The sequence below is a fragment of the Sphingomonas sp. TDK1 genome (assembly GCF_001650735.1).
Taxonomy (GTDB): Bacteria; Pseudomonadota; Alphaproteobacteria; order Sphingomonadales; family Sphingomonadaceae; genus Sphingomonas.
Window position 1 is genome coordinate 180241 of the sequence record NZ_LXVY01000044.1, and the last position, 26522, is coordinate 206762.

Sequence of the window (26522 nt, forward strand, 5' to 3'; positions counted from 1 at the left end):
TCCCTCGCCCGGCTCAGCATGAGCCTGCCCGCCGAACTCTTCCGCCAGCTCGACGAAATGGTGGAAGACCGGGGGCTCCCCTCGCGCTCGCAGCTGATCGCCGAGCTGATCCGCGACGAACTCGCCGAGCAGAGCGCCGCCTCGCGCCCCGAGGAGATGCTCGCGGGCACGATCACCCTCGTGTACCGCGCCGATCTGGGCCGCGTGCGCCACCAGCTGGCGCAGACCCAGGCGGAGTATCTGAAGGAGGTCATCTCCTCCCAGCACGTGTTTCTGGAGGACGACCAGTCGCTCGAGGTGCTGCTGGTCCAGGGGCCGGCGCGCCGGCTGCGCGACCTGTGCGACGCGCTGCGCAAGGTGCGCGGCGTGCAGCAACTGCGCCTTTTCACCACCACCGCGCTGCTGCCCCCGCTCCACGAGCAGGACGAGGCGGCGGCCCCAGAAGGGAGCAAGGCGGCATGAGCATACTCGCCGACCCCAATGCCGCGCGCGACCATGCGCGGGCGATGGCCGGCACCGTCGTAGAGGCGATGCCGATCCTGCCGCCACGTGCGGACGACCTGCCCGCAGGCGTCGGCGCGGACGATCTGGTCTGGGAAGAGACGATCGCCGCCGGCGGCTATGCCAGCCGCGTGCTGGCGCGCGGCACCCGGCTGCGGCTGATCGACCTGCACGGCGATGCGTGCGCCTCGCTCCAGCTGTTCAACGCCGCCATGCCGACCGAACGGCTCAACGTCGCCGATACGGTGAAGGTGCAGTGGAACGCCTATCTGGGCGAGGGCAGCCTGTTCCTCTCGGACATGGGCCGGGTGCTCGCCAGCATCGAGTACGATGGCGCGGGCACGCATGACGCCTTTTGCGGCGCGTCCAACGCCGCGTCGAACGCGCGCCGTTATGGCGACGGCAGCAATTCGGGGCCGTTCCCCAACGCGCGCGATCGGCTGCTGCTCGGTGCGGCCAAGCACGGCCTCGCGCGCCGCGACGTGCATCCGTGCATCAATCTGTTCAAGGGCGTCCGCATCGCCGCCAACGGCACCACCGAGCCGCAGCTTGGGCCGTTCGCCCCCGGCCGCACCCTGGTGCTGCGCGCCGAGATGGACCTGATCGTCCTGCTGGCCAACTGCCCGCATGTGCTCGATGCCCGGCCCTGGACCGTCACCCCCTTGCGCGCCACCGCCTGGCGCGGGCCGGTGACGGCGGAGAACGATCCGATCCGCAACGCGACGCCCGAGCGGCAACGCGCCTTCCTCAACACCGAAGACTGGGTCCGCCGCTGATGGAACAGGATATGGCGCTTGCCGGCCTCACCGGCCGGGTGATCCATGACGAGATCGTCCCCGCCCGCGCCCCCTGGCTGCACCGGGTAAAGGCCGGCGAGACGCTCCGCGTCGTCGACCTCGAAGGCAACCAGGCGGTCGATTTCCTGCTCTACGCCACCCACGACGATGCCGAGCGCTACAGCGCGCAGGACACGATCGCGGCGCAGGCCAACATCTTCCTGCGCACCGGCAGCGTGCTGCGCTCGAACGAGGGCCGGCCGATGATGACGATCACCGCGACGGCGGTCGAGTATCACGACACGATCGGCGGCGCCTGTTCGTGCGAGTCCAACACGCTGCGCTACGGCCACCACACCAAGGCGCAGCACGCCTGTGTCGACAATTTCCTCGAGGCCAATCTTCGCGACGGTCGCGGCAAGCGCGACATCGTATCGAACGTCAATTTCTTCATGAACGTGCCGGTCGAGGCCGATGGTGCGCTGGGCATCGTCGACGGCATCTCGGCGCCCGGCCTGACCGTGGACCTTCGCGCAGAAATGGATGTGACCGTGGTCGTTTCGAATTGCCCGCAGATCAACAATCCCTGCAACGGCTTCAATCCCACCCCCGTCCGCATGATCGTCACCGCATGAGCGGGGTGCGCACGGTCCTGATCGCCAATCGCGGGGCGATCGCCTGCCGGATCATCCGCACGCTCAGGAAAATGGGCATCCGCTCGGTCGCGGTGTTCTCCGATGCCGACGAGGCCTCGCGCCACGTCGCGCTCGCCGATATCGCAGTGCGGATCGGCCCGGGTCCGGCGGCGGAAAGCTATCTCGACGTCGCTCGCATCCTCGCGGCGGCGAAGGAGACCGGCGCGGACGCGATCCACCCCGGCTATGGCTTCCTCTCCGAGAACGCCGCCTTCGCCGAGGCGTGCGAAGCCGCCGGCATCGCCTTTATCGGCCCGACCCCGGACAGCATCCGCGCCTTCGGCCTCAAGCACAGCGCCCGCGCGCTCGCCGAGGCGGAGAAGGTCCCCCTCGCCCCCGGCACCGGCCTGCTCGACAGCGTCGAGGCCGCGCTCGAAGCGGCGGAGCGCATCGGCTATCCGGTGATGCTCAAGGCGACCGCCGGCGGCGGCGGCATCGGCATGCGGGTGTGCACCGACGAACAGGCGGTGCGCGACGGCTATGCGGCGGTGGCACGGCTGGGTGCGGGCAATTTCGGCGATGCCGGGCTGTTCCTCGAACGCTTCGTGCCGCGCGCCCGCCATGTCGAGGTGCAGATCTTCGGCGACGGCCAGGGCCGCGTCGTCGCCCTCGGCGAACGCGACTGCTCGCTCCAGCGCCGCAACCAGAAGGTCGTGGAAGAGGCCCCCGCCCCGCACCTCCCCGAACCTATCCGCGCGGCGCTGATCGAAGCAGCGGTGCGGCTAGGCCAGGCCGCGAACTATCGTTCGGCGGGCACCGTCGAGTTCCTGTACGATCCCGCGCGCGAGGACTGGTTCTTCCTCGAAGTGAATACGCGGCTCCAGGTCGAGCACGGCGTCACCGAGGAAGTGACGGGGGTCGATCTGGTCGAGTGGATGGTGCGCGGCGCAGGCGGCGATTACAGCTTCCTCGACACCCCCGTCCCCGCCCCCAAGGGCTGGTCGATCCAGGCGCGCCTTTATGCCGAGGATCCGGCGGTCGACTTCCGCCCGGCCTCCGGCACGCTCACCGACGTCGCCTTTCCCGAAGGCGTCCGCGTCGAGAGCTGGGTGGAATCGGGCAGCGCCGTATCTTCCTTCTACGATCCGATGCTCGCCAAGCTGATCGTCCACGGCGAGGACCGCGAGTCCGCCGTCGCGGCGATGCAGGCGGCGCTCGACCATACCCGCTTCGCCGGGATCGAGACCAATGTCCGCTGGCTGCGCGACGTGGCGCGGAGCGAGGACTTCGTGACGGGCGATGTCTCGACCCGCTCGCTGGAAAGCGTGGTCCACCACCCGCAGAGCATCGTCGTCCGCTCGGCCGGCACCGCGACCAGCGTGCAGGATTATCCCGGCCGCGTCGGGTTGTGGGACATCGGCGTGCCGCCCTCGGGCCCGATGGACGCACGCGCCTTCCGCCTCGGCAACATGCTGCTCGGCAACGACAGCACGGCGCCGGGGCTGGAAGTGACCGCCACCGGCCCGACGCTCCAGTTCAACACCGCGACCCGCATCGTCCTCACCGGCGCCGACTTCGCCGCCACGCTCGACGGCACGCCGGTCCCGCGCAACAAGCCGATCGCGATCGCCGAGGGCCAGATTCTGGCGCTGGGCCGCGTCACCGGCGGCGGCATGCGCGGCTATATCCTGTTCGCCGGGGGGCTCGACGTGCCGAGCTATCTCGGCAGCGCCAGCACCTTCGATCTCGGCGAGTTCGGCGGCCATGGCGGGCGCGTGCTCCGCGTCGGCGACACGCTGCACCTCACCGATCATGCGCCGGCGGTGATCCCCGGCCCGCGCGCGATCGCGCAGGAGCAGCTCGGCCCCGACTGGACGATCCGCGTCCTCTACGGCCCCCACGGCGCGCCCGACTTCTTCGCGCCCGAGGATGTCGACACGATCCTCTCCGCCGAGTGGAAGGTCCATTACAACAGCAACCGCACCGGCGTGCGGCTGGTCGGCCCCAAGCCGCACTGGGCGCGCAAGGACGGCGGCGAGGCGGGGCTCCACCCGTCGAACATCCACGACAATCCCTATGCGATCGGCGCGCTGGATTTCACCGGCGACATGCCGATCATCCTCGGCCCCGACGGTCCCTCGCTCGGCGGCTTCGTCTGCCCGTTCGTGGTGATCGCAGCGGATCTGTGGAAGGTCGGCCAGCTCGCCCCGGGCGACCGCATCCAGTTCGAGCAGGTGAGCCTCGACGAGGCCGATGCCGCAGCACAAGCCGAGGAAGCCTGGATCGAGGGCCGCGCCGCCACCGCCACCAGCCCGGCCAAGGGCGGCGGGCGCGACGCGATCCTGGTCGACCTCCCCGCCAAGGGCCGCCGCCCGCGCGTACTCTTCCGCCGCCAGGGCGACCGCAACCTGCTGGTCGAATATGGCCCGATCACGCTGGACCTGGAACTGCGCCTGCGCGTCCATGCCGCGACCACCGCGCTCGCCGAACTCGCGCTGCCGGGCATTCTCGACATCGTGCCCGGCATCCGCTCCTTCCAGGTGCATATCGACGGCATCCGCCTGAAGGAGGCGGCGCTGATCGAGCAGTTGACCCGGATCGAGGACGAACTCGGCGACCTCGAGGATTTCGTGATCCCCTCGCGCATCGTCCACCTGCCGCTCAGCTGGAACGACCCCGCGATCCACGAGACGATCCAGCGCTACATGCGCGTGGTCCGCGACGACGCGCCCTGGTGCCCGGACAATATCGAGTTCATCCGCCGCGCCAATGGGCTGGCAAGCGCCGAGGAGGTCCACCGGATCATCTTCGACGCCAGCTATCTCGTCTACGGCCTGGGTGACGTCTATCTCGGCGCGCCGGTCGCCACCCCGATCGATCCGCGCCACCGGCTGGTCACCACCAAATACAACCCGGCCCGCACTTGGACGCCGCCCAACGTGGTCGGCATCGGTGGCGCCTATATGTGCATCTATGGCATGGAGGGTCCGGGCGGCTACCAGCTGTTCGGCCGCACCATCCAGGTGTGGAACACCTATCGCCAGACCGGCGCCTTTGCCGAGGGCAAGCCCTGGCTGCTGCGCTTCTTCGACCAGATCCGCTTCTTCCCGGTCAGCCATGAAGAGCTGACCGAATGGCGACGCGACTTCCCGCTCGGGCGGCGCGAGATCAAGATCGAGGAAACCGAGTTCCGCCTCGCCGACTATCGCGAATTCCTCGCCGACAATGCGCGGTCCATCGCCGCGTTCGAGAAGCAGCGCAACGCCGCCTTCGCCGCCGAGCGCGCCGACTGGGAGTTGAAGGGCGAGTTCGACCGCGTCGCCAGCCTCACCGAAAGTGCCGACGACAGCGCCGATGAAGCGGTGACGGTGCCCGACGGCGCCGAGCTGGTCGAAGCCCCCTTCGGCGGCAGCGTGTGGAAGCTGCTCAAGGAAGTCGGCGACACCATCGACGCGGGCGAGACGATCGCGGTACTCGAGGCGATGAAGATGGAGTTCCCGGTGACCAGCCCGGCAGCGGGCACGGTCGCGGCACTCTATGTCGCCGAGCGGCAGACGGTCACGCCGGGCTCGCCGGTGCTGGCGCTGGTGCGGGCATGACGGCGCTCGACCGGCTTTCGGTTACGGCCATCGCCGCAGACGTGCAGGCGGGGCGGCGCAGCGCGGTGGCGGTGATCGAGGACGTGGTGGCGCGGCTCGATGCCTATGATGCGATCCAGCCGGCGGTGTGGATATCGCGGTTCGAGCCCGACGCGCTCCGTGCCGCCGCTGCTGCGGTGGATGCGCGGGTTGCTGCCGGCGAGACGCTGCCGCTGGCGGGCGTGCCGTTCGCGGTGAAGGACAATATCGACCTGGCGGGCCTTGCCACCACCGCCGCCTGCCCAGCCTTCGCCTATCAGCCGGAGCAGTCTGCGACCGTGGTTGCGAAGCTGGTGGCCGCCGGCGCGATTCCGGTGGGCAAGGCCAATCTGGACCAGTTCGCCACCGGCCTCAACGGCACGCGCAGCCCCTACGGCATTCCACGCAACGCCTATAACCGCGCCTGGGTGAGCGGCGGCTCCAGTTCGGGCTCTGCGGTGGCAGTCGCCGCCGGGCTGGTCGCCTTTGCGCTGGGCACCGACACCGCCGGCTCGGGCCGGGTGCCCGCCGCGTTCAACCATCTCGTCGGCCTCAAGCCCAGCAAGGGCCGCTGGAGCAGCACCGGCCTCGTGCCTGCCTGCCGCACGCTCGACTGCATCACGGTGTTCACCAGCACCACCGAGGACGCAGCGCTGGTCGATACCATCGCCGCCGGCTTCGACGCGACGGACTCGCTCTCCCGCGCGCTCCCGGACGTGCCCCGCGCCCGCCGCCGCATCGGCGTTCCCCGCGCGGAGCAATGCCGCTGGTTCGGCGATATCGAGTCCGAGTTCCTTTACCGTCAGGCGCTAGCGAGCCTAGATGCCGAGCTGGTCGAGATCGACCTCGCCCCGCTCGATGAAGCCGCGCGCCTGCTCTATGACGGCCCCTGGGTCGCCGAGCGAACGGCCGCGCTGCAAACCCTGCTGCTGGACAACCCGGACGCGATCCATCCCGTGGTGCGCGAGATCGTCGAACAAGGCTTTGGCTACAGCGCGATCGATGCGTTCAACGGTGCCTATCGCCTCGCCGAACTCGCCTGTCTCGCGGAGGCGATGTGGCAGCAGGTCGACCTGCTCGCCCTCCCCACCGCACCGACCAGCTACCGCGTGGCGGAGATGCTCGCCGAGCCGATTAGATTGAATGCGAGCCTCGGTGCCTACACCAATTTCGTGAACCTGCTCGACATGGCGGCGATCGCCGTGCCCGCCGGCACGTACGCCAGCGGCGTCGGTTTCGGCGTGACGCTGATGGGCCCGGCGGGCACCGACCGCGCGCTGCTCGACGCGGCCAACGCATTTTTCCCCGCGCCGGCATCCCCGCCGCCGCTGGACCTGGAGGGACGGATGGAAACGGTGAAGCTCGCGGTCGTAGGCGCCCATCTCGAAGGCATGCCGCTCCACTGGCAGCTGACCTCGCGCGAAGCCAAGTTCGTCGAGGCGACCACCACCGCGCCGACCTACAAGCTCTACGCCATGGCCGAGAGCGTGCCGCCGAAGCCGGCGCTGGTCCATAGCGAGGACGGCGCCGCGATCGCGCTGGAAGTGTACGAGCTCGACATGGCCGCCTTCGGCAGCTTCGTCACGGAAGTACCGCCGCCGCTCGCGATCGGCACGGTGACGCTGGCCGATGGCAGCCAGGTCAAGGGCTTTGTCGCCGAACCGCGCGCGATGACCGGTGCGGAGGACATCACTGCGCTCGGCGGCTGGCGCGCATATATCGCGCGGGGCTGAGCGCCCCTCCCCTCCACCGTCATCCCGGCGAAAGCCGGGATCCATTGGCGTTCCGTTGCAGCGGGAGCCTCAGCCGAGAGGGAAATGGATTCCGGCTTTCGCCGGAATGACGGCTTAGGCGACGGTCAGTCATCCGGCCGCACCGGCACCGGGTAGACGATGAAGTCCGCGTGCCGGTCGACCGTCGGCACCGGCCCGGCCTTCGCCACCGCCGCCCGCAGTTCCTCGATCGCAGAGGGCGCGAGCGGTAACGGATGCTCGTCGGCATGCACCGGCGCTTCCATCGGATAATCCTTTCCGGGCGTCGTGGTCATTTCGACGTGCGCGCCGAGCAGCGCCCGGATCGGGTGCGTCCTGGCGAACGCCGCGAGCCGCCCGGCACTCGCGCGGAAATCGTCGAAATGGTTGAGCGGCACGTAGAGCCGCCCGGGATAGAGCATGTCGCCGGAGAACAGCAGCCGCGTCCGCGCATCATAGACCATGATGTGCGCCGGCTGGTGGCCGGGCGTCGCGAGGATGTCGAGCATGCGCCCGCCCAGATCGTAGCGTGCCACGCCCTGCGGCCAGCCGTTGAAGTGGAAGAACGCCGCCACCTCGCTGGGCTTGAGTCCAACGACGTCGGTGTCCGGCCGATCGCGAAATTCGTCATCGCCGGCATGATGATCGCCATGGCTGTGCGAATGCGCGACGACCAGGCGGATCGGGCGGCCGCCCTGCTTGGCCCGCCAGTCTGCGATCAGCCGGTCGACCGTCGGCCGTATCTTCAGGCCGCCTGCCCCGGTATCGAGCAGCAGCGCCCGGTCGCGCCCGAAGATCAGGTACAGGAACGGTGCCTCGAAATTGGTCTTCACCGACTGGCGGATCGCGAAGGTGTCGGCATCGATCGCCTGCACCTGCGTTTCGGGCTCCCGCGCCGCCGTGCCGTTGATCCAGGGCGCGAACGCCGGCGGCTTCGGGTCCGCCGCGCCGAGCAGCAGAAACGCGCCGAGCGCGAGCGAAAAGCGGCGTTGAAAATGGGTCATAGGCAACATGCTGGGCCACGGATCGGCCCCGAACAAGCCGCGAAATCCCCCGCTACGTCAAACGACTTACGGCGTGTGCCCCCTGTTTCGGTCATCTTCGAATCATCGGAATCACGGGCGAGGACCGGGCGCGACCATGGATGCAGTTGTTTCGAACGGAGTCGAGGTCACCGGCGTGCAGGGCGGCCCGGTAAAGCGCTTCATCTTCACCTGGTTCCAGCCTGCGGTACTGCTGGCGATGATCCTGTTCTGGACGCTGGCACCGGATTCCATCGCCAAGGCCTCGGTCGCTGTCGGCATCGGCATCGTGTTCAAACTGTGCCTGCTTGGCATGGAGCGGATCAGCGAGCGACACCGCCACTGGCGCCTCACCTGGAAGGAGCTCGCCAGCGACCTCTTTTATGTCGGCATGAGCTACACGCTGATCAAATATGCCGGCAAGCATTTCGGCGACGATGCGATCATCGACGCGATCAAGGGCTATTTCCACCTCAAGACCGCCTGGGCCGGGCAGATCCCGATCCTGTTCCAGGCGCTCGCCATCCTGCTGATCTTCGATTTCTGCCAATACTGGATGCATCGCGGCATGCACAACTGGACGCCCTTGTGGCTAACCCACGCGCCGCACCACCACATCACCCAGCTCAACGCGCTGAAAGGCTCGGTCGGCAATCCGATCGAGCTGTTCCTGATCGGCCTCAGCCTAGGCGGCTTCTTCGACTTCCTGCCGCGCGCGGCGCTGCTCGCGGGCGGCATCGGCATGGCGATCGGCGCCTATACCCATGCGAATATCCGCTTCAACACACCGCGCTGGTGGTCCTTCCTGTTCAACACGGTCGAGCATCACAGCCTGCACCATTCGCCCGATTACGACAGCAGCCGGACCAACTACGCCAACACCTTCATCTTCATCGACCGGATCTTCGGCACATGCCGCGATTCGGAGGCCGCCCATGTGGGGCTCGACGATTGCCGCCGGCTGGGGATCAAGGAGCAGATGGTCTACCCGTTCCGGCCGTTGGTCGGCTGGGTGAAGCAATTGCGCGCACCGCGCCTGCCCGAAGCGGTAGCCGCCGAATGAGCTGGAAGCCGATGCGCGCGATCGACTGGATCTGGCACGTTCGCGGGTCGGTTCCGTTGGATGGGCAGCGCCCGCAGGATGTGTTCGACGCCCTGAGCCCGGTGTTCGCCGAGCGCGGTACGACCCTGCAGCAAGCAGATGGGGCGCTGGTCTTCCACAAGGACAATCCTGACTCGCAGGACAAGCTTGCCTCGTTCGAGACGGGCAGGCTCGAGATTTCCGAGGCGGAGGACGGTCCGATACTGCGCTACGACCTCACCAGCCACCCGCTGCTCTGGTGCTTCATCGCCCCCGCGCCGTTCGCCGCCCTGGCGTTCGCGGTCGACAGCCTTCGCATCCAGGGATACAGCTTCGCCGGCATCTTCGCCGCGCTGTATCTGGCCGGTCGCTGGATCGAACACCGTAATGCGAACAAACTCTTCCGCAGCCGGCTTGCACCTGCGAGTGTCGAGGCTGCGCTGGCCTAGCGGTCCTTGGCAAGCGCCGGATACCGCTCGAGCAGCGCGCTGGCGACCCCGTTGGTCCAGCCGAATCCGTCCTGCAAAGGATATTCGCCACCGCCTCCGGGCACCTGCTCCTCGACGTCGTATTTCTCGAGCATCTTGCCCGTGGCGCGATAGGCGCCGTCGACCACCGTCAGCCACCGCTCGGCAAGGTCCCGCGCAAGGTCGCGCTGGCCATAGCCGGCAAGCCCATCGATCGCGACCCATTGCAGCGGCGCCCAGCCATTTGGCGTATCCCATTGCTGGCCGGTGCGGTTGCCGGTGGTACGCAAGCCCCCCGGTGCCATCAGCCTGGCGCGCACCGTCGCGGCCACGGCATTCGCCTGCGCGCCGCTCGCCGTGCCGACGAACAGCGGAAACAAGGTCGCAGCCGAGAGCACCGGCGTCGCATGCTGCTGGCGCCAGTCATAATCGGCATAGCGTTGTTGGGCGCCCAGCCACAGATAGCGATCGATCGCTGCGTGCCGCCGTGCCGCCCTTGCCGTAAAATCCGCCGCGCAGCCGCGATCGCCCAGCGTCGCGCAGCGCTGCGCGATGCCCCGCTCCATCGCCCAGATCAGGCTGTTCAGATCCACCGGCACGATGTCTGTCGTGTGCACGGTTGCCAACGTCTTCCCGTCCGAGAGCCAGCGCGAGCTATAGTCCCAGCCGCTTTCCGCCCCGGCCCGCAAGTCGCGATAGACTGCGGCGGCCGGCCGCCCGGTCGCCGTCTTGGCGGTGTTCACGTCCTCTCGGTAGCTTTCGTCGCGGGGCGTCTCGCGGGCATCCCAATAGCGGTTGAGCAGGCTGCCGTCGGCCATGCGCACTACATGCTCGCATGCCGGCTGGGTCGCGGTGACGCAGCCCTCGCCTCGCATCCAATAGCCATATTCGCTGCGCAACGCGGCCAGGCGGGTACGCAACACGGCCGGGTCGCGTGCGTCGGACAGGTCCAGCATCAGCGCGAAGAAGGGCGGCTGCGCGCGGCTGAGATAATAGCTGCGCGTGCCGTTCGGGATGTGACCGTAGCGCTGGATCAGGCTGACGAAATCGTCGAGCATATGCTCCACCATCGCCTGCTGGCCGTCCACCTTCAGGCCGAGCATGGTGAAATAGCTGTCCCAGTAATAGATCTCGCGGAACCGACCTCCCGGCACGACATAGGGTGCGGGGAGCGGCAGCGCCGAACTGCCCGGCTCCGGCGGCTGCGCAGGTCGCGACAGCACCGGCCACAGCGCCTGCACATGGGCGCGCAGGCCAAGCTTCTCCTGGGACGCCGGCGCGCCGTTGCCTGCCGCGGGCAGCGTGAAATGCGCTTCGACGAAGGTCTTCAGCGCCTCCCGCGTCTGCGGCATCGCCTTGCGATAGGCCGCAAGGATCGCTGCCGGGTCCTCCTTCGGCACCGCATCGACGAAGGTCTTTCCGTCAGGAAACACCTGCGCCATCTGCACCGCGTCGAACAGCGGGCCGAATAGCTGGGCCGGGCTCTGCGGCTCCGGATCAGTTGCGGCCACGCACAGCAGTGCGGCGAGCGGAAGCAGGCGGCGGATCATGATGTCGTCCTCATCGGGCGTATAACGCATGAAGCCGGCCGAGCGCTGCGCCCGACCAGCTCCTCAGGGGTGTTCAGAAGTGGTAGGCGGCGCTGAACAGCGCCGACCGGCCTAGGATGGGCCGCGCGAGGATCACCCCGCTCCCCTGCGATCCGATGGTGCGCGGATTGCCCTCGGTAAGGCCGATCGTGTTGGTGATGTTGTCGACCGACGCCTGCAGCGTGATCCGCTTGGTAACGTCGACGGTGAGCCCCGCGTCCCATTTGTAATAGTTGGGCAGCAGCTGCGCATTCTGCACGTCCGAAAAGCGATCGCCGATATAGGTGACCGACGTGAACAGAGTCGCCTTGCTCTCGGAGCCGAACTCCACCGAATATGCCGGCGAAACCCGCCACTGCCATTTCGGCTGACGCTGCACCCGGTTGCCGGTCAGATTGGTGCGGCCGTTATCGGTGAAGAAATCGCGGTACTTGCTGTCGAGATAGGTGCCCGAGAAGCCAATGGTGAAATTGCGCACCGGGCGTAGCTCGCCCTCCAGCTCGACGCCGGTCGCGCGGGCGCCGCCGATCGAGGCGATCGGCGCGCCGCTGGTGATCACCGTGGTGGCGAGGCCGTTGAAGTCGTTGTGGAACACGGTGAGATAGGCGCTCGCCAGATCGGTCGAGACCTTCAGCCCGCCCTCATAGGTATCGACACGCGGCGCCACGGTGATGCCGTCGCGCAGGTTGTCGAAGAAGGGGAAGCTGTTGCCCCGGCTGTAGCGCAGGAACAGGCCGATCGAGCGGGTGAAGTCGTAGTTCGCACCCGCAGTCCACGACCATTTCTCGCCGCGATAGCGGATGGTCGAGAAGGTGCCGTTCAGCACCGCGTCACCATTGTCGTAGAGCGTGTTCGGATTGCGATCGAGCCCGCCCGCCGGCGCGGTCCCGTTGTTCTCCAGCGTGCCGTCGACCGAATGGTGCTGGTAGCGCAGGCCCGCATCGAAACGGAGCTGGTCGTTCACCTGCAGTTCGTCGACCGCGTAGACCGCCGCGTCCTTGCCGTCATAATCGGCGTCGACGTTGAAGGTGGAACCGCTGCTGAAGCCGTTGCGCGTCACGATGCGGCCGTCGGCGAGCGTCAGGTTCAGGCGCCGCGCATTGGGCTCTGCCGTGAGCAGCTGGCTGTTGCCGAGGTTCCACCGATCGCGGGAGGAATAGGCCGCATAATAGACGCCTGCCGTGAACGTGTTGCCGCCCTTCTTCCACTCCAGCGCCAGATCGTTGGAAAAGTTCTCGATACTCTTCTGGACGCGCCACAGCCCGGCTTCGACCACCTGCGTGGTACCGGGGACCGCCTGGCCGCCGTTGACGAAGGTGAGGCTGCCGATCGTGCCGCCCTTGCCTGCCGCATAGGCAGCCGCGCTTTGCGGCGGCGTGCCCCCGGGGACGAGGCCGGTAGTGTTGGCATCGCCCTTCAACCAGCTCAGCCGATCGCGCAGCTTGAAGCCGTCGCCCAGCCGATATTCGAAATTGCCGCCGAGATTGACCACGTCCGCCCCGCGTCCGTCGGCGAGGTCGACGCGGGTGCCGTCGTTGAGCACGCCCAGCCGGGTCTCGCCGCCCGCCAGCGTACCGGTGCCGGCATCGAAGCTGCCATATTGGCTGATCTTCTTGCCGTTCTGCACCACGGGGATCGGCAGCAGCCACTGGCCGCGATCGTTGAGGTAGCGGCCGAACACCAGCACCGACCCGTTGTCGAAATCATGCCGGACATTGGCGGTGATCTGCCCACCCTTTTCGGCGGTGAAACGCGGATTGCGGATACCGTTGCCGGCGGAATAATAGCCGCCGACCATATAGGTCGTGCCCGCGCCGATCGGCCCGGAGAGATAGCCGTCGGCGCGCACATCGCCATAGCTGGCGACGCCGAGCTTGAGCAGGTTGTCCGGCGTCGATCCGCCCTCGCGCTGGACGAAGTTGATCGTCAGGCCCGGCTGGCCGGACGAGAACAGCGCCCCGGTGCCGCCGCGCACCGCTTCCACCCGCTTGAGCGTGGAATCGATGCGGATCAGCTGCGAGTTTTCGAGAAAGGAAAGCGTCGGCGGCGAGAAGATCGGCACGCCTTCGGACTGGATCGTCACATATTCGGCGTCGCCGCCCGAGGGATAACCGCGCACGAAGATATTGGCGCCATTCTTGCCGCCCGAACTCTCCACGCTGATGCCGGGTACGACACGCAGCACTTCGGCGGTGCTGGCCGGTGCCAAGCGCTGAATTGCAGCGTCACTGATCGTTGTCACCGCGAATGAGGCATCCTGACGACGCGTGCCCGCACCGGCGGTGCCGGTCACGACGATATCGGCCTGCTCGGCAGCCGGCGCCTCCTGTACCTCGGCCGCAGCCGCCTGGACTTGCCTGGGCCGTGCGGCGGGTGCCGCCGCCGCTCCCTCGGTGCCGCCGCCTTCGACGACGAAGGTGCCGCTGGCGGTGGTGCGGTAGCGCAGGCCGCTTCCCGCAAGGAGCATCGCCAGTGCCCGATCCACGCCGTAGCGGCCGCGCAGCTCCGGCGCGCGCTTGCCGCGCACCAGCTCGGGCGCGAACAGGATCTGACGGCCGCTCTGGCGCGCGAATTCGGTCAGTGCGGCGCCAAGATCGCGGCTGCCGATGGTGAGGCTCACGGTATCAGGCGCGGGTGCCGCTTGGGCAGGCGCAAGGGCGCAGGCGGCAACGCCGGCAAGTGCCAGACTGCGGACGAAGGCGGAAATACGGCGGGACATCAGGATCCTCCCAAATCGGTTCACGAGGCGCCGTCTGGTGCGACGCTTCTACCGGCCTTGACGCAACGCCGTCGCGAACCCGAACCCCAGCATCGAAAAATTTCAGCGCCGGCTGGAAAGTTCGATGCTGCCATCGGGGCGAGTCGCCGCTCGAATCGGAAAACTCACCTCCAGCGCCTCGGCGAAGGTCGCGCTTTCGCCGGTACGGAAGGCGCCGCTCACCCGAAGCGCACCTGCGCGGGCATCTTTCACGACCAGCGGATGCGGGGCATAGCGGTTGAGCTCGGCGGCCGCCTCGGCAAGCGGGGTGTCGGCGAACACCACCAGCCCCTCGCGCCACGCCTCGATCTCCCGAGCATTGCCGCCATGCCGAAGCGTCATGCTGCCACCGCGCGCGACGAGCAGGTCGTTCGGCGCCATGGCGACGCCATCCCGATCGCTCCGGTCCTTGTCGCCGACGGTCACCTTGCCTTCGACCAGCAGCACGGTGGTGCGATCGGCGTCGAGACGCACGTCGAAGGCCGTGCCGTGCGCGACCACGTCATGCGCGCCCGCCGTCACCCGGAACGGCCGTGGCTGTCCCTTGGCAACCTCGAACCAAGCCTGGCCCTGTTCGAGGATCACATGCCGCTCGGCCGGGGTATAGGCGATATGCACGGCCGTCGCGGTATTGAGCGTCAGGCGCGACCCATCTTCGAGGATCATGGAGAGGCGCTGCCCTACGCCCGTGCTGAACGCTTTGGACTGTGCCAGCTCCTTGGTTGGTGCGGCATTCCGATGTTCGGCCACGTACCAGCCGGTCAACGGCAGTGCGACCAACGCCAGGGCCGCAAGCGCCGCCCCAGCCCGCTGCTTGCGCTGTGCGGCGCGGGCGCGGTGCACCGCCAGTCGCGTCGCGGTTTCCTGGCGAAGCGACAGGAGTTCCGGATGCGCCGCCAGCGCGCGGGCACAATCGCGCGTGGCCGCAACCTTGGCAAACGCCTCCGCATGGGCTGCATCCGCCGCCTGCCAGCGCGCGAACGCTTCGGACGGCGCGCCACCGGGGTCGCGTGCGAGCCGCTCGTGCCAAAGCGCCGCCTCGGTCGCGACGGTCGCAGCATTGGAAGATTCAGTCATGCCGCCAAGCCTCCAATGCCGCCGTCACATGTGCCATCGCACGCGCGACATGTTTTTCCGTTGCCCGGGTAGAGATTCCGATCACCCGGGCGATGTCGGCGATCTTCAGTCCCTCCAGCACCCGCAACACGAAGATATCGCGGGTCCGCTCGGGCAATTCGAGCAATGCGTCGCGGAGCCGGGTGACGGCTTCCCTGCCTTCCAAGACGCGCTGCGGCGAAAAATCCGAACCTGGATGTGCCTCGTCATCCCACACCTCGTGCAACCCCGCACCCCGCGCCGCCTCGCGACGGGCACGATCCCTGAGCGCGTTCGCCGCGGTTACGAACAGGAAACGGTCGGGCTGGTCGATCGTGGTGGGATCCGGCATGCGGCTGAGCTTCAGGAAAACTTCCTGCACCAGGTCCGGCACGTCGTCGCGTACCGCGACTCGCCGCTCGAAAAAGCGCGCCAGCGGACGCGCATAGCGCCGGGCAAGCCGATCGAGCAGCGTTGCACGCGCACTCCCATCGCTTTGCCGAGGCTGCGGCCCGATTCCCATCCCTCTCCCCTTTGTTCGCCGGATCATGATCTTCCGACGGCGAGGAGGCAAGTCGCGGGCGGGCGTTGGCGCAGCGATCGGCCACGTGCGCGATGTGCCTGCACGAGTTTGGCCAGATTTTGCACATCGTGGCACGCTGACGCAAGGCAAGCGACCGGAAGTACGGCATAGCGGCGGCGATAGCCCGGAGGTGTCAATGGCGTATCTCAAATCTCAACTGCCACTGGCCGCAGAGGAAAGTGGCCCTGCCGCATCGGCGCCGCAGAACGACATCGTGGCGGTTGCGCATGAGGCACGGCAGAAGATGTGTGCGAACGTACTCAACGTCCACCTGATCGCGGATCAGCTCGCCAAGGCGGGCGCGGACAGCGCCGCGGTGGCACCGCTGCTTGATCGTATCGTCGAAGCAAGCCGCTTCGCCGATGCCAGCCTCGAGACAATTCAGCAGATGATACTGGAAGCCTGAACGCCCTTTCACCGCCCCGGCATGCCTGATACGGATGGCCCTTCGCGCCACCGGATCGGACCATGCCTGCACCTGTTCCCGGCTATATTCGTCAGATCGGCGGCACGGTCGAAAAATTCTCCGGCCGGAGCAGTGGCAAGGTCGTCGTAGAATCGCTGACTCGCCGATCGGCCGAACCGATCCTGTGGAACTCCCTACAGCCGCGGCTGTCGCTAATCTGGTGGAAGTCAGGCTTCGACTTCTTCGAAACCGATCTCGGCGGCAATAAGGCACAGGCCGTGCATCCCAACCGGATGAAGCTGGGAATCGTGCCGCCGGATTGCCAGGCACGGGGCGAATTCCATCCGCAGGATTTGTGCGACTACGACATCATCTTTATCGAGCGCGACTTCCTAGAGGGGCGTCTCCAGTCGGCGATCGACGTGCCGATGGTAGGCGACGACGTCCTCGGCCTGCACCGCGGAGTGCCGGAACTGCTGCAATGGAAGGACGATGCGACCTTCGGGCTGATGGCGGAGGGCTGGGCGCTGCAGGCGCTGGCGCAGCTACAGCGGGGCTTTGGCATGCCCGAACGTCAGGCCGGCGCGCCCTGGCGACTCAGCCTGAAACAGGTGAAAATGATCGAGGACTATGTCCTGGCGAATTTGCAATATCCCATCTCTCTCGCCGACCTGGCGACGTTGACCGGTATGAGCATCCGCCATTTGTCCCGCTGCTTCCGGGCGACGGTGGGACGGACCCCGGCGCAGTTCGTCTTCGATCTGCGCCTTCACACGGCCAAGATGTTGCTGCGGGTCGCCACCACCAGCATCACCGAGGTGGCGATGATGTGCGGATTCAGCCACTCGCAGCATCTGTCGAACAGCTTTCGACGCGCCTTCGGGGTGACACCCTCCGAGTTTCGCAAAGGCGGCGATCCACGCTAGCCGCTGCGCTATCCGATTGCCTCGATCGCGCGTAAAAGTTCCGCCGCGCGGAAGGGCTTAGTCAGTCGCGGCAGGTCCGGCGCCACACCTTCGACATCGGCATAACCCGAGACGATGAGCGACGGCACGCCATATTCGAGGTGCGCAATACGCGCCAGCTGCGTGCCGTCCATGCCGGGCATTAGGTGGTCTGTGACTAGCAACGCGACCCTCACCCCGCGGACGAGGATGTGCAGCGCCGCTTCGGCGGAATTGGCCTCGAGGACCTCGAAGCCGCCCTCCCCCAGCATATGCGCGGTATTGGCGCGCACGGCATCGTCGTCGTCGACAAGCAGCACGGCGCCGCGCGGCGCGAGCTTCGGCAGCGCCCCGTCCGCCGGACGCACCGCCGGTGCCGCGAGATCCCCCGCTTCGGGCAGCCAGAGCTCGACATCGGTGCCCTGCCACGGACTGCTGGTGATGCGGATCCCGCCGCCCAGCTGCTGCGCGAGCCCGTGCACCATCGACAGCCCCAGCCCGGTGCCCTTGCCGATGCCCTTGGTCGAAAAGAACGGCTCGACCGCCCGCGCCCGCGTCTCCGCATCCATGCCGACGCCGGTATCCGCGACCGAGATCATCACATAGCGCCCCGCGCGCAGATCGCCCCCCTCCGCCTCCGCCACCCGACGCGCGGCCGCACGGATCCGCAGCGTGCCGCCGTCCGGCATGGCATCGCGCGCGTTCACGCTGAGATTGAGCAGCGCCATCTCGACCTGGTTATAGTCTGCCCGCGCGAACGGGAGATCCGCCGGCACGTCGAGCACCACCTGGATCTGCGGGCCGGTGGTGCTCGCCAGCAATTCCCCCATGCCCGCGATCAGCGCGCGCGCGTCGATCGCCGTGGGTTGCAGCGGCTGCCGCCGCGCGAAGGCGAGCAGTCGCTGGACCAGCATCTTCGCGCGCTCCGCCGACTGCAGCGCGCCGCCGATCAGCTGCCGCTCGCGATCGCTGCCGATCTCGCGCCGCGCCAGCAGGTCCAGCGTCCCGAGAATCGGCGTCAGCAGATTGTTGAAATCGTGCGCCACGCCGCCGGTCAGCTGGCCCAGCGCCTCCACCTTCTGCGCCTGGCGCAGTTGCTCCTCGGCCTCGGCCAGCCTGCGCTGCTCGGCCACCCGATCGGTAACGTCATGGACGATCTGATAGGCGCCGATCCGGCGGCCGGCCGGATCGCGCAACGTGTTGAACGTGATCTCGAAGCTGCGACGATCGAGCGCGGGGTCGCCAAATGTCTCGACCACCGTGAATTCCTGGCCATCCAGCGCGGGCCCCCAGGTTCGCTGCACCCTGGCGCGCTCCTCCGGCAGATGCGCCAGCACGTCCAGCATCGACGCGCCGGGCGAAGGCGTCACGCCATAGACCCGTTCGAAGGAAGCGACGGCGGCCTTGTTCGCCGCGATCCAGCGAAACTCCAGATCGGCGACGAAGATGATCGCGGTGGTGTTCTCCACCACATCGGCAAGGATCTTGCGCTCCGCCAGCCCCTCGGCGACCCGCTGCTCCAGTTGCTCGTTCAGATCGCGCAGCGCCTGCTCGGTCTGCTTGCGGTGGGTAATGTCGATCGCGGTTCCGATCACGCGAACGCAGCGATCGCCCTCGAACACGCCCCGCCCCTTCGCCGCGATCCAGCGAATGACGCCGTCTTCCTTGCCGACCGTGCGGTATTCGACATCGTAGAGCGCCCGCCTCGCGGGATCGGCGGCGGCGGCATAGGCGGCCGCGGTCGCGGCGAAATCGTCCGGGTGCAGGCCCGCGTAGAAATCGTCCATGGAGATCGGCACCTCCGGCGAGATGCCGAACATCGCCTTCAGCAGCGGCGGCCAATAGAGCGTGCCGCCAACCTCATCCACGTCCCAAAGGCCGATTTCGGCCGCATCGGTCGCGAGCCGCAACTGCTCCTCACGACGGCGAAGATTGGCCTCCGCGCCCGCGCGCTCGACATGGGCCCAGGACCGCTCGGTCACCGCGCGCATCACCGTCAGCTCATAATTGGTCCATACATGCGGGCGGGCATGATGGATCGCCATCAGCGCGTGCAGCCGGCCGTTCTTCACCAGCGGCATGCAGATGGTGGCGCCGATCCCGATATCCTGGAACGCGCGCGCCTCGTGCGGCGGAAGTTCCCGCGCAATGTCGTTGATGACCAGCGGCTGATTGGCGTTCAGCTTCTCCACGGCCTTTTCGCCGAACGCCGCCAGGCTGTAATGGCCGACGATGGAAGCGGCACCCGGCGCATGCCAGTCGCCGCGGATGGTGAAGCCGTCCCCATCCGCATCCATGTCGGCATAGGCGCAATCGGAGATGCCGAGATGGGTGCCGACCATCTCGGTGGTAACGCGCAGCAGACGGTCGGCGTCGTGCAGGCCCGCCACCGCCACGCCCAGCTGGTCCAGAAAGCGGTACTGCTCTTCGCTTTGCGCCAGACGGTGCTCGGCCAGCACGCGCTTGGTGATGTCGAACACCATCGCCAGCATGCCGGCAGGCTGGCCGCGATGGTCGTGCAGCGGGACATAATCGAGATCCATCCAGACCTGCTCGGGCTGCCCCCGGCGCCACAGTTCCAGTTCCTGCCGGTGGAAGGAGAGCGGCACGCCCGCCATCCCGGCCTCGATCACGCGCAGGTTAAATTCCCGCGCCTCCGGCCAGGCATCGAGCGCCGACGCCCCCAGCGCCGCGGGATGCCGCGCCCCGCAGATCTCCGCATAGCCGTCATTGTACAGCAGGATGCCTTCCCGCCCCCACAGCACCGTCATCGGCACGCGGGAGGAGAGCAGCATCTGCACCGTGGCACGCAGCTCCGCCGGCCAGGTATCCAGCGCACCAAGCGGCGTCTGCGCCCAGTCCTTCGCACGGATAAGATCCCCGGTGCCGCCGCCGCCCACGAGCGGGCCATGTCCTCCGGCAAGGGTGAAATCGTCCGTCATTGTCGCTCTTTAGAAGAGAATCGCGATCATTGCGATGCCGCCCGATTGTCATGCGCGCTTCATCGACCGCCGCTAGCGGTGGCGCGGACTCGGGCGACTTCAGCAGGAAAGGGGGCGAATCGCGATGGCGGTCACGGCGCTACGATCCGGTGGATCGTCCTGCACAGGGACGGTTCGATGAACGAGCTGACCAGCCTGACGGTGCAGCGCCGTGCGCTCGCCGAGGAGGTGGCGCTCCATGCCGCGCTCCAGCGGTTCGTGCGGGTTCGGCTGCGCGACCATCATGAGGGCGAGGACATCGTCCAGGAAACCTATATCCGCCTGTACGACTATCGCCGCACCCGCAGCGTCGCCGATGTCGGCGCCTTCTGCTTCGCCGTGGCGCGCAACCTGGTATTCGATCATTTCCGGCGCATGCGTGCCCTGCCGCGGCAGGCGGAACTTGCCGACGACATTCCCTGCACCCAGCCGCGTGCCGAAGAACTGCTCGACTATCGCGAGCGGGTGGACATTCTGGTCCGCGCGTTGCGCGTGATGCCCCCGCTCCGCCGGGAAATCTTCCTGCGTCGCCGGCTGGACGGCGTCGCGGTCGCGATCATCGCCGCAGACCTGGACATGAGCGTCGCCGCGATCGAGAAGCACTGCGTCCGCGCGGTCGCCGATCTGCGCGCCGCGCTCGAACGGCGCGGGCTGCCCGGGGGCGCGGCGCGATGAGCCCCTATGCCGGCCGCCGCGCCGCGCTGCACGACGCCGCCCGCTGGGCGATGCGCGAGGACGATGCGGTGCTGCACGAGACGCCGCCGGCTGCCGCCGCCGAGGTGCAGGCGATGCTGGACGATCGCGCCCTTTCGGACGCCATGGCGCAGCTGCCGCGCCTGTCCGACGGCGACATCCGGGCGCTGCGCGGCCGACGCCGGGCCGCGCTCGGCACCGGGGGGGCGCTGGCGCTGGTCGCGCTGCTCGGCATCGGCGGATGGCAGGCGGGCTGGTATCGCGGCCCGGCCGCCACGCCCCGGCATTACGAGACGGCCCGCGGCCAGATGCTGGACGTGGCATTGGCCGACGGCTCCCGACTGCACCTCAACGGCAATACCAGCCTCGACGTCACGCTGGCCGATGACAGCCGCAGCGTGGCGATGCAGCGCGGCGAGGCCTATTTCGACGTCGCGCACCTGCCGCGCCGGCCGTTCACCGTCCACGCCCAGGGTTCCGCGACACAGGTGCTCGGCACCGCCTTCAACATCGACATCGCCGCCGGCGCGGTCCGCCTCGCCGTGTATCGCGGCAAGGTGCGTTTCGGCGACGCCGCGGGCGCGGATCGGGCGGTGATCGTCCCCGCAGGCTGGCGAACCCGGTTCGAGGCGGGCCGCGCGCAGATGCCAAGCCGGTTCGACGCGGCGCAAAAGGACTGGCGCGACGGCTGGATCGACATCGACGCGATGCCGCTGGGCGATCTGGTCGAAACGCTCAATCGCCGGGGCGGGCCGCTGATCGCGCCGCCGCCGAAGCCGCTGGCGGCCATCGCCGTTTCCGGCCGTTTCCGCCTGGATTCGCCGCGCGCGCTGCTGGACGCGATGGGTGCCGCCTATGGGTTCAGCATTGTGCCGCAAGGGCCGCAACTGCACCTGGTGCCGACCCCCGGGAACGACGCAAATCCGTCACATCCGTGACACCGCACTGCAGCAAAAATCTTTTGTCCGGAAGCTGATCCGACCCCGTCTTCCTCGCGAGCGGCGCAACCGCGCCGGAGCGGAGGGAAGACAATGACTCATATCCAGGGGATTTCACGCATGGCCCTAGCCATCATGCTGGCGGTACCCGCCATCGCCCAGGCGCATGCCGCCGACGCGACCATGGCGGCGCAGCGCCGTTTCGACATCGCGCCATCGGATCTGCGCACGGCAATCTCGCAGTTTTCGCAGGCGACGGGCCTGCAGGTCGTCGTCGCGCCGAGCGCGGTGGCGGGGCGTCGTACCGCCGGGGTGCGGGGCGCGCTCAGCGTGCGGGCAGCGCTCGACCAGCTGCTGCGCGGATCGAACCTGAGCGCCGCCGTGCATGGCGGCATCGTCGTGCTCACCCCGTCGCGCGCCGCTGCACCCGCGCCGCGCCGCATCGCGCGCAGCGAAGCCCCCGCGCCCGTCGCCGAGACGCCGGTGCAGACCGCGGCCGCAGCGCCGCAGGATAGCGATGCGGCCGAAATCGTCGTCTCCGGCTATCGCGAGAGCCTTACCGCCGCGCAGGACCTGAAGCGCCGCGCCGTGGGTGCCGAGGACGACATCGTCGCCACCGATATCGCCGCCTTTCCCGACCTGAACCTGGCGGAATCACTGCAGCGCGTACCGGGCATCACCATCACCCGCGACAGCGGCGAAGGCCGCCAGATCGCGCTGCGCGGCCTGGGCGCGGACTTCACCCGCACCCAGCTGAACGGCATGGAAGTGCTCGGCAACACCGCCTCGGGCATGGACAATCGCGGTTCGGTCAGCCGCTCGCGCTCGTTCGACTACAGCCTGTTCGCATCGGAACTGTTCAACCGCGTGTCGGTGCAGAAATCCTATGCGGCCGAGCAGGACGAAGGCGGCCTTGCCGGCACCGTGCAGCTCACCACCGCCAAGCCGTTCGACTATGCCGGCAACAAGTTCGTCGTCTCCGCCAAGGGCCAGACCAACACCAACACCACCGGGGTCACCCCGCGGGTGGTGGGCCTGGCGTCGGGCCGCTGGGGCGATTTCGGCGCGCTGGTCTCGGTCGCGTACAGCAAGATCAAGAACAACGAATATGGCTATCGCAACTGGGGCTGGGGCCCCACCAAATATGGCGCGGCCAATATCGGACCGGAGATCGACGCCGCGACCCGCGCCAAGCTGCTCGCCGGCGTGTTCCAGCCGACCGCGCAGTCGCCCTCGTCCTGGTACACCGATCGCCAGCGGCTCGGCATCACCTCGTCGGTGCAGTACCACCCGGGCGACAATTTCAAGCTGGACGTGGACTTTCTCTACGGCCGCCTGTGGGACAAGCGCGACGACTATGCGCTCGCCACGGCGGGCAGCAACCCGCTGACCGGCTCCTCCGTGACCGGCACGCAGGTGATCCACAATGCGGTGATCGACGACACCAACACGCTGCGCGCGGCAAGCTTTACCGGCATCGACCTCCGCTCCGAACATCATATCGTCAAGAACCACACCGACTTTTACCAGGGCGTCGCCAACCTGAGCTGGAAGCTGGGCGAGCGGCTGACGATCAACGCGCTCGGCGGCTATGAGGAATCGGACTTCGGCCAGCCGGTGTTCGACAAGGTGTTCATGGAGGCCAAGCAGACCGCGTTCAGCTACGACACGCGGCCCCAGGTCTCGGTGAACAGCTACGGCATCAACCTCACCGATCCGAACCTCTGGGCCGTGCAGCGGCTGGACGTGCAGGAAAACAAGATCGTCAACCGCTATACCAACGGCAAGCTCAGCGCCGATTACGATCTGGGCGACGGCCTGATCTTCAAGGCGGGCGGCGCGTACAAGCACTTCAGCAACAGCGGCTACACCTGGGTCAACAAGGTGTTCCACAACGTGCCGGCCGACATCGCGGTACCGAACGGCATCAAGCAGCTGGTCGGGCCGAAGACGCTGCTCCAATATGTCGTGGGCAATGTCGACGGGGTCTATACCTATGTCGGCGACAAGCGCGACCTGACCGCCGCCAACCTCCAGGCGGGCAGCGACTATGCCGTCGACGAGAAGACCTGGAACGGCTTCGCGCAGGTCGACCTCGACACCCAGGTCGCCGGCATGCGGCTGCGGGCCAATGCGGGCCTGCGCTATTATTCGACCGATCTGACCTCGTCGGGCCATCTCGCGGTGGGGACGGCGTTCGTGCCGGTGGTGATCAAGGACAACAGCCATGGCTGGCTGCCCGCCGCCAACCTCGCGCTCGACCTCACCCGCAGCCTGGTGTTCCGCCTGAGCGCCGACCGCAACATCAACCGTCCGGGCCTGGGCGACCTCGCCGCGGCGGGGTCGATCACCACCCGCCCCAATGGCGGCAGCCTGAGCCTCGGCAACCCCTTCCTCAAGCCCTACAAGGCGACGTCGGTCGAGACGTCGCTCGAATGGTACATGGACAGCAAGGGCTTCGCGTCGATCGGGTTCTTCTACAAGAACATGGATTCGTACATCGCCTCCAGCACCAAGACGATCCCCTATGGCCAGACCGGCCTGCCGCTGTCGCTGCTGATCCAGGGCCAGGACGCCACCACGCCCTATGACGTGAGCCAGCCGGTCAACGGCCCCGGCGCGGACATCAAGGGGGTCGAAGTCGCCTTCCAGCACGACTTCACCTTCCTGCCGGGCCCGCTCAGCCATCTCGGCGTCACCGCCAACGGCACCTGGTTCGAGGGCAACCAGCCCGGCAAGGTGGGCGACAGCTTCGTGACGATCCCGCTCTACAGCCTCTCCAAATGGGCCGCCAACGCGACGCTCTATTACGAGGACAAGCGGTGGGGTGCCCGCATCTCGGACGCGTATCGCAGCAAATACTATACCGGCCTCGGCACGGTCGGGAATGTCGGCGAGTGGATCCGCGGCGGCCACAACATCGACGCCCAGGCGCATGTGAACCTGCGCCCCGGCATCCGCCTGATCGCCGAGGGCATCAACCTGACCAACCAGCCGATCGAGCAGTTTGCCGGCGGCGCGATCGCGCGGCGCCTGGTCTACACGACCAGCGGCCGTACCTTCACCCTCGGCTTCAGCGCCGAGTTCTGACGCAGCAAAGCCCGCCGCGGCCTGGCCGTGGCGGGCTTCCCCTGCAGCATGGCGGGCGGAAGCGGAGCGATCCCCGCTTCCGCCCGCCTGCGTTCAGCCGCGCGGCCGCGCCGGCCGCGCCGGCAGCCGGATGTGGTACAGATTTTCGGACTCCTCCTCCATCTGCACCGGCCCCTCGGCCGCATAGCCCATGGTCTCCAGCGTCCGTGCCAGCCCGCCCAGCAGCATCTCCTGCCGCTTCTCGAGAAAGGCGTCGTCGGTCGGCGGCGGGATGGTCGCGGTGACCGCGCAGCCCTTGGCCGCGCACCGGAACGCCACATCGGTGAGCAGCGGATAGGCCTTCTTCACCTGCGCGACGATCTGCCCGGGCAGCGCCGGCAGTTCCACGATGGCAGCGGGCGTGAACAGATGGGCCGGATCGGCCGCCGCGGGCGCGCCCGCTTCGATCCGCACCATGCCCGGATCCCGCGAAGCGTCGCCGCTGTCCGCCCCATATCGCAGCCAGAGCGCGGCCATCCCGACCAGCGCCCCAAGCCCGCCGCCTGCCACCATTATTCTGGCGAGCTTCATGCTTCTTCCTTCTGAAAACACGGATCCCCGCGCCACCCCGAAGGGCGACGCGGGGACCCTGCGGAATCAGCAGATCCGCGCGCCGGACGGGCAGCCCGGCGAATCCGAGCCGCTGTCGCTGTTCGGGTCGAAGCCGGGCGTGAGCTTCTTGTCCATCGCCGCCGACAGCCGCGACGGGAAGTTCGCGTCCTTCAGCTTGAAGTTCGCCTTGCCGAAATCATAGTTCGAAACCGCGTCCCGCACCGAATAGGAGGGGAAGCCGTTCCAGCTGACCAGCGGCTGGATCACCCAGGTGCCGGTGCCGTTTTCGGGCGGCTCGTCGCCGCTGTCGGTCTTCGAGAAGCGGAACAGGTGCGAGAACCCGCCATTCTCGTAATGGAAGACCATCTTCACATGCTGGCCGTTGCCATCGTTCTGGAAGCGCAGCTGGCCATCCGCCATCTTGCGCATTTCCCAGTCGCCATGCTTGCCGCGGGTGACGCCCAGGATCGCGCTGTTGCTGCCCGCATCCGTGGTCCAGACGATGATCGTCTCCCAGTCATAGGCGTGGGAGAAGTCCGACTGCCAGAAATAGTCGTAGACATGCGCGCAATAGCCATGGTTGCAGCGCGTGCGGGAATAGGCGTTGCTGGTGCGCAGATAGTCGGCATTGCGGCACGAGGCAGGCGGCTTGGTCGAATAGGTCGAAGCCTTGCCGCTGATCGCGCCCGAAGCGTTGACGGCCGGTACGTTGAAGCACACGTCCTTGTCGAAATCGAGCGCCGGCTGGAAACGCTTGTCGATGGCGGTCGCCATTTCGGGCAACGGCGATACCGGTGCCGGCCAACCCTGCGCATGCGCCGCCTGCACCGGCAGCATGGCGAGCGCGGCGAGCGCCGCCTTGGGCAGTAGATACTGCTGAACACGTCCCTGTTTCATACGATCTCCGTTTGGGTCCCAGAGCAGCTGCGCGTTACATGCGTCCAAGGGCCGCGAGGGACCGCCCGCGACCTGGAGATTCGGTGAAGATGATCCTTGTTGCGATG

20 protein-coding genes are annotated in these 26522 nt (G+C 67.7%); 12 read left to right on the forward strand and 8 right to left on the reverse strand.

All coding sequences use genetic code 11. From position 1 onward, the window contains the following. Positions 1 to 18: 18 nt before the first annotated feature. Genes A7X12_RS20920 through atzF form a run of 5 tightly spaced genes read left to right on the forward strand, consistent with a single transcriptional unit; the run spans position 19 to position 7262 of the window. On the forward strand, positions 19 to 462 hold the full coding sequence (locus tag A7X12_RS20920; RefSeq protein WP_198162134.1) for a CopG family ribbon-helix-helix protein: 444 nt from the start codon (positions 19 to 21) through the stop codon (positions 460 to 462). Next, complete coding sequence (locus A7X12_RS20925; protein ID WP_064313378.1) at positions 459 to 1277, forward strand: urea amidolyase associated protein UAAP1; 819 nt, start codon at positions 459 to 461, stop codon at positions 1275 to 1277. Before A7X12_RS20920 ends, A7X12_RS20925 begins: the two co-directional genes overlap by 4 nt. Then, a complete protein-coding gene (locus A7X12_RS20930; RefSeq protein ID WP_064313379.1) occupies positions 1277 to 1912 on the forward strand; it encodes an urea amidolyase associated protein UAAP2 in 636 nt (211 codons plus the stop codon). Before A7X12_RS20925 ends, A7X12_RS20930 begins: the two co-directional genes overlap by 1 nt. Continuing rightward, entirely contained in the window at positions 1909 to 5511 is a 3603-nt protein-coding gene (gene uca / locus A7X12_RS20935; protein ID WP_064313380.1) for an urea carboxylase, read from the forward strand. Before A7X12_RS20930 ends, uca begins: the two co-directional genes overlap by 4 nt. Then, complete coding sequence (atzF, locus tag A7X12_RS20940; protein ID WP_064313381.1) at positions 5508 to 7262, forward strand: allophanate hydrolase; 1755 nt, start codon at positions 5508 to 5510, stop codon at positions 7260 to 7262. Before uca ends, atzF begins: the two co-directional genes overlap by 4 nt. 125 nt (positions 7263 to 7387) lie before the next feature. On the opposite strand, the gene A7X12_RS20945 is transcribed toward atzF, so the two are convergent. Beyond that, positions 7388 to 8284, reverse strand: coding sequence for an MBL fold metallo-hydrolase (locus A7X12_RS20945; RefSeq protein WP_064313382.1), 897 nt, complete (start codon positions 8282 to 8284; stop codon positions 7388 to 7390). Positions 8285 to 8420: 136 nt separating this feature from the next. On the opposite strand from A7X12_RS20945, the gene A7X12_RS20950 reads away from it, so the two are divergent. Beyond that, positions 8421 to 9365: a sterol desaturase family protein gene (locus A7X12_RS20950; protein WP_064313383.1), complete on the forward strand. Its 945-nt coding sequence runs from the start codon at positions 8421 to 8423 to the stop codon at positions 9363 to 9365. Further along, positions 9362 to 9832, forward strand: a complete 471-nt coding sequence (locus tag A7X12_RS20955; protein ID WP_232318628.1) for a hypothetical protein — start codon at positions 9362 to 9364, stop codon at positions 9830 to 9832. The genes A7X12_RS20950 and A7X12_RS20955 overlap by 4 nt, the downstream gene beginning before the upstream one ends. On the opposite strand, the gene treF is transcribed toward A7X12_RS20955, so the two are convergent. The 4 genes from treF to A7X12_RS20975 form a co-directional block, all read right to left on the reverse strand. Further along, entirely contained in the window at positions 9829 to 11400 is a 1572-nt protein-coding gene (treF, locus tag A7X12_RS20960; RefSeq protein WP_064313494.1) for an alpha,alpha-trehalase TreF, read from the reverse strand. The two genes, A7X12_RS20955 and treF, sit on opposite strands and share 4 nt — an antisense overlap. A gap of 73 nt (positions 11401 to 11473) precedes the next feature. Then, the gene (locus tag A7X12_RS20965; RefSeq protein ID WP_084445847.1) at positions 11474 to 14158 is read right to left on the reverse strand and encodes a TonB-dependent receptor domain-containing protein; all 2685 of its coding nucleotides are present in this window, start codon (positions 14156 to 14158) and stop codon (positions 11474 to 11476) included. A 102-nt stretch (positions 14159 to 14260) separates the two neighbouring features. Next, positions 14261 to 15274, reverse strand: coding sequence for a FecR family protein (locus tag A7X12_RS20970; RefSeq protein WP_064313384.1), 1014 nt, complete (start codon positions 15272 to 15274; stop codon positions 14261 to 14263). Next, positions 15267 to 15815, reverse strand: a complete 549-nt coding sequence (locus A7X12_RS20975) for an RNA polymerase sigma factor (protein ID WP_084445850.1) — start codon at positions 15813 to 15815, stop codon at positions 15267 to 15269. The genes A7X12_RS20970 and A7X12_RS20975 overlap by 8 nt, the downstream gene beginning before the upstream one ends. A 196-nt stretch (positions 15816 to 16011) precedes the next feature. On the opposite strand from A7X12_RS20975, the gene A7X12_RS20980 reads away from it, so the two are divergent. After that, positions 16012 to 16281, forward strand: coding sequence for a hypothetical protein (locus A7X12_RS20980; RefSeq protein ID WP_064313385.1), 270 nt, complete (start codon positions 16012 to 16014; stop codon positions 16279 to 16281). 62 nt (positions 16282 to 16343) lie between these two features. Then, a complete protein-coding gene (locus A7X12_RS20985; RefSeq protein WP_064313386.1) occupies positions 16344 to 17207 on the forward strand; it encodes a helix-turn-helix transcriptional regulator in 864 nt (287 codons plus the stop codon). Between the two features lie 8 nt (positions 17208 to 17215). Here the strand turns inward: A7X12_RS20985 and A7X12_RS20990 are convergent, their stop codons facing one another. Next, positions 17216 to 20167 carry a PAS domain S-box protein gene (locus tag A7X12_RS20990; RefSeq protein WP_064313387.1) on the reverse strand — a complete coding sequence of 984 codons (2952 nt, stop codon included), beginning with the start codon at positions 20165 to 20167 and terminating at the stop codon, positions 17216 to 17218. A gap of 177 nt (positions 20168 to 20344) precedes the next feature. Here A7X12_RS20990 and A7X12_RS25270 point away from each other — a divergent pair, with 177 nt between their 5' ends. The 3 genes from A7X12_RS25270 to A7X12_RS21005 all read left to right on the forward strand — a co-directional run bounded on the left by A7X12_RS25270 (position 20345) and on the right by A7X12_RS21005 (position 24927). After that, complete coding sequence (locus A7X12_RS25270) at positions 20345 to 20881, forward strand: RNA polymerase sigma factor (RefSeq protein WP_064313388.1); 537 nt, start codon at positions 20345 to 20347, stop codon at positions 20879 to 20881. Beyond that, positions 20878 to 21837, forward strand: a complete 960-nt coding sequence (locus tag A7X12_RS21000) for a FecR family protein (RefSeq protein ID WP_064313389.1) — start codon at positions 20878 to 20880, stop codon at positions 21835 to 21837. Before A7X12_RS25270 ends, A7X12_RS21000 begins: the two co-directional genes overlap by 4 nt. A 120-nt stretch (positions 21838 to 21957) precedes the next feature. Beyond that, positions 21958 to 24927, forward strand: a complete 2970-nt coding sequence (locus A7X12_RS21005; protein WP_232318629.1) for a TonB-dependent receptor — start codon at positions 21958 to 21960, stop codon at positions 24925 to 24927. Positions 24928 to 25020: 93 nt separating this feature from the next. On the opposite strand, the gene A7X12_RS21010 is transcribed toward A7X12_RS21005, so the two are convergent. Both A7X12_RS21010 and A7X12_RS21015 read right to left on the reverse strand, forming a co-directional pair. Further along, complete coding sequence (locus tag A7X12_RS21010; protein ID WP_157105669.1) at positions 25021 to 25497, reverse strand: hypothetical protein; 477 nt, start codon at positions 25495 to 25497, stop codon at positions 25021 to 25023. 66 nt (positions 25498 to 25563) lie between these two features. After that, entirely contained in the window at positions 25564 to 26415 is an 852-nt protein-coding gene (locus A7X12_RS21015; RefSeq protein WP_064313392.1) for an NPP1 family protein, read from the reverse strand. Positions 26416 to 26522: the final 107 nt, after the last annotated feature.